Genomic DNA, 7,412 nt, shown 5'->3' with positions numbered 1-7,412 from the left:
GAAGCCGCAATCCTGATCTTCGGTGTTCATCAGCACATAGCGGGAGGCGTTCCACAACTTGTTGCAGAAGTTGTTGTAGCCATCCAGGCGCTTCATGTCCCAGTTGATGTCACGACCGGTAGAGGCCAGCGCCGCCAGCGTGAAGCGCAGGGCGTCGGTACCGTGGGCCTCGATCCCTTCCGGGAACTGCTTGGCGGTACGCTTGCCGATCTTCTCGGCCATCTGCGGCTGCATCATGTTGCCGGTGCGCTTCTCCAGCAGATCTTCCAGCGAGATGCCGTCGATCATGTCGAGCGGGTCCAGTACGTTGCCCTTGGACTTGGACATCTTCTGGCCCTCTTCGTCACGGATAAGGCCAGTGATGTAGACGGTCTTGAACGGGACTTGCGGCTGGCCGTTTTCGTCCTTGATGAAGTGCATGGTCATCATGATCATCCGGGCAATCCAGAAGAAGATGATGTCGAAGCCGCTCATCAGCACGTCGGTCGGGTGGAAGGTCTTGAGTGCCTCGGTATTGTTCGGCCAGCCCAGGGTGGAGAAGGTCCACAGGGCGGAGCTGAACCAGGTGTCGAGCACGTCTTCGTCCTGACGCAGGGTGGTCACGGACGGGATGCTGTGCTTGGCACGCACTTCCGCCTCGTCACGGCCCACGTAGACATTGCCGGCGTCGTCATACCATGCCGGGATGCGGTGACCCCACCACAGCTGACGGGAGACGCACCAGTCCTGAATGTCGCGCATCCAGGAGAAGTACATGTTTTCGTACTGCTTCGGCACGAACTGGATACGGCCATCTTCCACCGCTTCGATGGCGGTCTTGGCCATCGGTGCCACGCGCACGTACCACTGGTCGGTCAGCATCGGCTCGATGGGCACGCCACCGCGATCGCCATAAGGCTGCTGCAGCACGTGATCCTTGATCTCGGCCAGCAGGCCTAGCTCGTCCAGCTTGGCCACGATGGCCTTGCGGGCGGCGAAGCGCTCCAGACCGGCGAATTCGCTCGGCAGGGCGGCGTCGTAGGCGGTGCAGGGGTTGCCGTTGGTGTCGACCACTTCGGCCTCGGCACGCACGTGGGCGTCCAGGGTGAAGATGTTGATCATTGGCAGGCTGTGGCGCTTGCCCACTTCGTTATCGTTGAAGTCGTGGGCCGGGGTGATCTTCACGCAACCTGTGCCCTTCTCCATGTCGGCGTGTTCGTCGGCGACGATGGGGATCAGACGGTTCACCAGCGGCAGCAGGATGTGCTGGCCGATCAGCGCCTTGTAGCGCGGGTCTTCCGGGTTCACTGCCACGGCGGTATCGCCCAGCATGGTCTCCGGACGGGTGGTGGCGACGATCAGATAATCCTGGCCTTCGGCAGTCTTGGCGCCGTTGGCCAGCGGATAGCGCAGGTGCCACATGTGGCCCTTGATCTCGCGGTTTTCCACTTCCAGATCGGAGATGGCGGTGTTGAGTTTCGGATCCCAGTTCACCAGACGCTTGCCGCGGTACATCAGGCCATCTTCGTAAAGACGAACGAACACTTCCTGCACGGCGCTCGAGAGACCCTCATCCATGGTGAAGCGCTCGCGCTCCCAATCCACGGAGTCGCCCAGACGGCGCATCTGGCGGGTGATGGTGCCACCGGACTCTTCCTTCCACTGCCAAATCTTGTCGATGAAGGCATCACGGCCGTAATCGTGGCGAGTCTTGCCCTCTTCTGCCGCGATCTTGCGTTCAACCACCATCTGGGTGGCAATACCGGCGTGGTCGGTACCTGCCTGCCACAGGGTGTTCTTGCCCTGCATGCGGTTGTAGCGGATCAGGGTATCCATCAGGGTTTGCTGGAAGGCGTGACCCATGTGCAGGCTGCCGGTGACGTTCGGCGGCGGGATCATGATGCAGAAGGAGTCTTTGCTGGTGTCGCCGTGGGGCTTGAAGTAACCCTGGGCTTCCCAGTGCTGATAGAGCGCCTGTTCGATGGCGTTGTGATTAAAAGTCTTTTCCATGGTCTCGCCGTAATCTGGATGGATGGAGTCTGGTGTTGATTCTTTATGGATCAATTGGTTGCAGTCAGGGCTGCGCCGGATCCGGTGCGGCAAGGACGGGCTGATCCCTCATTTCGAGGGTATGGCCTGCCTGGCGATAGTGCTTGTAGCGCTCGCGGGCTTGCTGCTTTTGTGTTTCGTCAGTGGGGACAAAATCTACCACTTGAGCGAAGTGTCCTGCAAACAAAGGTGTCGCAGTGGCCAGATTGATGAGGCGGGCGTAGCGCCGTTTCGGTGGCTGATAGCCGATCTCCACCGGGGCCATGCCGCTTTCGCCTTGCAGCTGGTGCGGCACGAAGCGCTCCGGCGGCAGTTGCCACAACAGCTCATCCAGACGCAGAGCCTGGGCCTCATCGTTGCAGAACAGGTAGATATGGCCCGCGCCCCACGACTCGGCCGCAAGAGTGCAGGCCAGTCGCTCGACCGCAGAGGCCAGCGCGTCATCCTGTTCGCTCATCAGGTAAAAGGTCACTTGGCTCATCAGGTTGATCCCGTTTTGCGGTGACGGAGTGTTGACCGCCTCATGAGGCTGACGGGGCGTTTCCCCGCTCGCAACTCACTGATTCAAGAATGAAACAAGGAAGAGGCGTGCCTCTTCCTTGTGGTTCAGGGTAACGCCAACCCTTTTGATGCACGCATCAGAAGGGATGAAAAAGTTACTCTTTCTCTTCGATATCCACGCCAGCCCGGTTCAGCAGGAACTGGGTCAGCAGGGGTACCGGACGACCGGTGGAGCCTTTATCCTTGCCACTCTTCCAGGCGGTCCCGGCGATATCCAGGTGGGCCCAGTTGTACTTCTTGGTGAAGCGTGACAGGAAGGCCGCCGCGGTGATGGTGCCGGCCGGACGACCACCGATGTTGGCCATGTCGGCGAACGGGCTGTCGATCTGCTCCTGATACTCGTCAAACAGCGGCAGACGCCATGCGCGATCACCCGCCTGTTCGGAGGCGTTGAGCAGCTCGTGAGCCAGCGGGTTGTGGTTGGCCAGCAGACCCGAGGTGTGATGGCCCAGCGCGATGACGCAGGCACCGGTCAGGGTCGCCACGTCGATCACGGTTTCCGGATCGAAGCGGTCTACATAGGTCAGCGCATCACACAGCACCAGACGACCTTCCGCATCGGTGTTGAGCACTTCGATGGTCTGGCCGGACATGGAGGTGAGGATGTCACCCGGACGATAGGCGTTGCCACCCGGCATGTTCTCGCAGCCTGCCAGTACGCCGATGACGTTGACCGGCAGTTGCAGCTGGGCCAACGCATGCATGGTGCCGAGCACGGAGGCAGCGCCACCCATGTCGTACTTCATCTCGTCCATGCCGTCGGCCGGCTTGATGGAGATACCGCCGGAGTCGAAGGTCAGTCCCTTGCCGACCAGCACGATGGGCTTGGCATCCGGATGACCCTTGTATTCGATGATGGCCATCATGGCTTCGTTGTCGGAGCCGCGGGCCACCGCCAGGTAGGAGTTCATGCCGAGCTCGGCCATCTCCTGCTCACCCACCACCTTGGTGGTGATGTTGTCGTAGGCATCGGCCAGACGACGGGCCTGGGAGGCCAGATAGGCCGGGTTGCAGACGTTGGGCGGCATGTTCGCCACGTCGCGGCAGACCCGCACACCCTTGGCCACGGCCAGACCGTGAGCGATGGCTTTTTCACCAATGGTCAGTTCCCGACGCGTCGGCACGTTGAACACCAGCTTGCGCAGCGGGCGACGTGGCTCGGCTTTGTTGGTCTTGAACTGATCAAAGCTGTAGAGGCCCGCTTTGGTGGTTTCTACCGCCTGGCGCACCTTCCAATAGGTATCTCGACCCTTGACGTGCAGCTCGGTGAGGAAGCAGACCGCTTCCATGGAGCCGGTTTCGTTGAGGGTGGTGATGGTCTTGTTGATGATCTGCTTGTACTGGCGTTCGTCGAGTTCCCGCTCCTTGCCGCATCCGACCAGCAGTACGCGCTCACTGAGCACGCCCGGTACTTGATGCAGCAGCAGCATCTGGCCTGGTTTCCCTTCCAGGTCGCCACGGCGCAGCAGCGAACTGATATAGCCATCGCTGATCTTGTCCAGTTGTTCGGCAACCGGAGAGAGGCGACGAGGCTCAAATACGCCGACTACGACGCAGGCGCTCCGTTGCTTCTCTGGACTGCCACTCTTTACACTGAACTCCATGGAATCTCCTACATCCTAAAGACAAAAGGCACCTTTTATTGAATAATGCGGTGCTTGTTGGGGTATCAGAGGCGGAGCGAACAGCCACAGGCTCCGCAGTTCAAACTGGTAAAAATCCAATATACGGCCCTATTTTTCAGGCATTCAACTAAAAACACAAGTTTACTTGGGAATGACTGTGATCGTTTTCCGATATTTGTTCAGGGAAACCCTGAAAACCCAGCTGGCAGTGTTATTCGTATTGCTGCTTATCTTTGTCAGCCAACAATTTATCAAGATCATCGGTGATGCCGCCGATGGCGAAGTGCCAACACGTCTGGTCTCCACCCTGCTGCTGCTCAACTTGCCCAATATGGCGTTGTTGATGCTGCCTATCAGTCTCTTTTTAGCCATTTTGTTTGCCCATGGTCGCCTCTACGCCGAAAGCGAGATGACGGTGATGCATGCGGTCGGCTTCAGCCACCGTTTCGTGATGCGCAGCGCCATGTTGCTGGCCTTGTTGACGGGGCTGGTCGCGGCGTTCAACACCGGCTGGATAGCCCCGCAGGCCAAGGAGCGCGAGTATCAGGTGATCGACGAGTTCAAGGCGGACCCGGGTATCTCCTTCCTGCAGGCGGGCCGCTTTATGGAGCTCGACAAGGGGCGTCTGGTTGCCTATATCCAGGATTTGAACGACAACGGCTCAAAACTGCAAAAGATCTTCGTGCTGCAGCGGGCGGAGGGGAACAATCCTCCCTCGGTGGTGGTGGCGACCGAAGGGGTGGTGACGGTCGATGAGAACGGCCTCCAGTGGCTGACCCTGATGGATGGCTCCCGCTACGAAGGGAACTTCTCTGGCAAGCAGTTCCAGATCTCCGATTTTCGCGAATATGGTCTGGTGATCCGCCAGCAAGAGATGGAGCGTTCCAACCGCAAGGCGGCGGCCAAGCCGACCATGGAACTGTTCGGTACCCAGGACAACGCCATGATGGCGGAATTGCAGTGGCGTATCTCGCTGCCCCTCTCCATTCCGGTGCTCACCCTGCTGGTGGTACCGCTGGCGCGGGTCAATCCCCGTCAGGGGCGCTACGCCAAGCTGTTGCCAGCCATCATGCTCTATCTCTCTTACTTCCTGCTGCTCAGTGCTGCCCGTTCGGCCATCGACAGCGGTCGACTGCCCTACTGGCCGGGGATGTTCCTGGTGCCGCTCGGTTACCTGCTGTTTATCGGCCTGCCCCTCAATCTGCAGGGCACCAGCTGGTGGAACGGGGTGAAAGGGCGCTATTTCAACAGAAAATCAGCATGATGCTGCAACATAGGAACTTCTGCTGATGTTTGGCATTCTCGATAGATATATCGGTCGGGTCATTTTCATGTCGATCCTGCTGTGTGAAATCACGCTCGTTGGCCTTGCTGCGCTCATCAAGTATGTGGAGCAGCTCAAGTCGGTCGGTGACGGCAACTACGACATGATCAACGCCCTCTACTATGTGCTGCTCTCCATGCCCAAGGAGGCGGTGCTCTTCTTCCCACTGGCCGCGCTGCTGGGTGGCCTGATTGGTCTGGGTCAGCTGGCGACCAGCTCCGAGCTGGTGGTGATGCAGGCTGCTGGTCGTTCCAAAATCAGTATCGTGATGGCGGCGCTCAAGACGGCGATCCCGCTGATGATCATGGTGGGGCTGATGGGGGAGTATGTGGCTCCCATCGCCAAGCGGATGGCAGATGACATCAAGGCGGGCGCGCTGTCCGAAGGTCGTCTGACGATCTCCGCCTACGGGGTGTGGGCTCGCGATGGCAACAACTTCGTCAATATCAACGGGGTGCGTAATGATGGCGCCCTCACCGGTATCACCCTCTATCGCTTCACCCCCGAGCGCAAGCTGATCGACGTGGTGCAGGCGGAGGAGGGGGTGTTCGAGCGTCACCACTGGCTGCTCAAGCAGACTCAGGTTACCCGCTTCGACGACCCGGCGCAGATCCGCAGCGAACAGCATGACAAGATGGAGTGGAGCTCAGAGCTGACGCCCAAACAGCTGGGGGTGGTGAGTATCGACCCCGAGAACCTCTCGGTCTCCGGTCTGCTCGACTACATCGGCTATCTCGATGCCAACAAGCAGGGTGCCGGTCGCTACAAGTTGGAGATGTGGCGCAAATTGCTGTCACCGCTCTCAGTGGTGGCGATGATCCTGCTGGCATCCTCCTTCATCTTCGGCCCGCTGCGCTCGGTGAGCATGGGGGCACGGATGCTGATGGGGATCATGACTGGCTTCGCCGTCTATGTGAGCGATCGGGTATTTGGCCCCATCAGTCTGGTCTATGCTGTTCCGCCGATCCTGGCGGCCGTCGCGCCCAGCCTGCTGTTTGGCGGCATCTCCTTCTACATCCTCAGCCGCAAGCAGTAATCCGCACGAGGTTATAAGGAAATGCAAAGAGGGCACCTGTTGGTGCCCTCTTTCGTTATTGCATTGATCCGGGATTACTTGTTCAGCAATTCCAGATTTGCCTGCTTGCTCAGCACGATCACTTCGCACTCGGCCCAGAGATCCTGAAACGCCCGTGGGCGCTGGCGGTTGAACAGGCACATCAGGTTGCCCAGACCAAAGGCGGCGGTGGCGAGACGGATCAGCGCCTGGGTAATACGGATGTGGCTGCCATCCTCGTTCTGAATGCGCAGCCGCCAGGCGCGCATGCCGACGGTCTGGCCAGCACGGGTCCAGAACCAGGTGTAGAAACCGCAGATGACGAAGGCGAGCCACAGGGTGTAGATCAGGCTCAGGTGGTGGCGGGTCAGCAACCAGAGGGAATCTTCACCCGCCGGTACGCTGGCCATGCCGGTAACCAGCAGCAGCTTGGCGACACCCATGCCGATAAAGCCGGCGATGATCAGCAGCGAAGTCACCACCAGCGCATCATAGATCAGGGCGCCGAGGCGACGCAGCAGACCCGCTGACGGGTATGGCTGAGTGGCGGGAGAGGGGGATTTTTGTTGGACTTTTTTAGGCTTGGCCATCGTTTTTATTCCATTAAGATGATGGCGGCATTCTATGTAACTGGCCCCGCATCGGCAAGGCGTTGAATAAATGAACAAACGGGCGTGTTCAATCGAAAAACACCTTGCATGGCATCGCGCCATTCGTATAATCCTTCGCAGTTGCCCGGGTGGCGAAATCGGTAGACGCAGCGGATTCAAAATCCGCCGGTGAATAACCGTGTCGGTTCGAGTCCGACCCCGGGCACCAT

At 59.3% G+C, this 7,412-nt stretch carries 6 protein-coding genes and 1 tRNA gene; 3 read left to right on the top strand and 4 right to left on the bottom strand.

Annotation, left to right across the window (positions count from 1 at the left end; all coding sequences use genetic code 11):
• The 3 genes from ACRAUW_RS15530 to pepA form a co-directional block, all read right to left on the bottom strand.
• On the bottom strand, nucleotides 1-1,989 hold a 1,989-nt coding region (locus ACRAUW_RS15530), incomplete at its 3' end, for a valine--tRNA ligase (protein WP_431362999.1).
• 64 nt (nucleotides 1,990-2,053) lie between these two features.
• Nucleotides 2,054-2,509 carry a DNA polymerase III subunit chi gene (locus ACRAUW_RS15525; protein ID WP_431362998.1) on the bottom strand — a complete coding sequence of 152 codons (456 nt, stop codon included), beginning with the start codon at nucleotides 2,507-2,509 and terminating at the stop codon, nucleotides 2,054-2,056.
• Nucleotides 2,510-2,684: 175 nt separating this feature from the next.
• Complete coding sequence (pepA, locus tag ACRAUW_RS15520) at nucleotides 2,685-4,193, bottom strand: leucyl aminopeptidase (RefSeq protein ID WP_431362997.1); 1,509 nt, start codon at nucleotides 4,191-4,193, stop codon at nucleotides 2,685-2,687.
• A gap of 172 nt (nucleotides 4,194-4,365) precedes the next feature.
• Here pepA and lptF point away from each other — a divergent pair, with 172 nt between their 5' ends.
• Entirely contained in the window at nucleotides 4,366-5,478 is a 1,113-nt protein-coding gene (gene lptF / locus ACRAUW_RS15515; protein ID WP_431362996.1) for an LPS export ABC transporter permease LptF, read from the top strand.
• A 25-nt stretch (nucleotides 5,479-5,503) separates the two neighbouring features.
• Nucleotides 5,504-6,574 carry an LPS export ABC transporter permease LptG gene (gene lptG, locus ACRAUW_RS15510; protein ID WP_431362995.1) on the top strand — a complete coding sequence of 357 codons (1,071 nt, stop codon included), beginning with the start codon at nucleotides 5,504-5,506 and terminating at the stop codon, nucleotides 6,572-6,574.
• Between the two features lie 74 nt (nucleotides 6,575-6,648).
• Here the strand turns inward: lptG and ACRAUW_RS15505 are convergent, their stop codons facing one another.
• On the bottom strand, nucleotides 6,649-7,182 hold the full coding sequence (locus tag ACRAUW_RS15505; protein ID WP_431362994.1) for an RDD family protein: 534 nt from the start codon (nucleotides 7,180-7,182) through the stop codon (nucleotides 6,649-6,651).
• A 143-nt stretch (nucleotides 7,183-7,325) separates the two neighbouring features.
• Here ACRAUW_RS15505 and ACRAUW_RS15500 point away from each other — a divergent pair.
• Nucleotides 7,326-7,411, top strand: a tRNA-Leu gene (locus tag ACRAUW_RS15500).
• The last annotated feature ends 1 nt before the right edge of the window (nucleotide 7,412 follow it).

This window comes from Aeromonas sp. (genome assembly GCF_050633025.1).
Lineage (GTDB): Bacteria > Pseudomonadota > Gammaproteobacteria > Enterobacterales > Aeromonadaceae > Aeromonas.
This window is presented reverse-complemented; position numbering and strand designations above follow the sequence as displayed.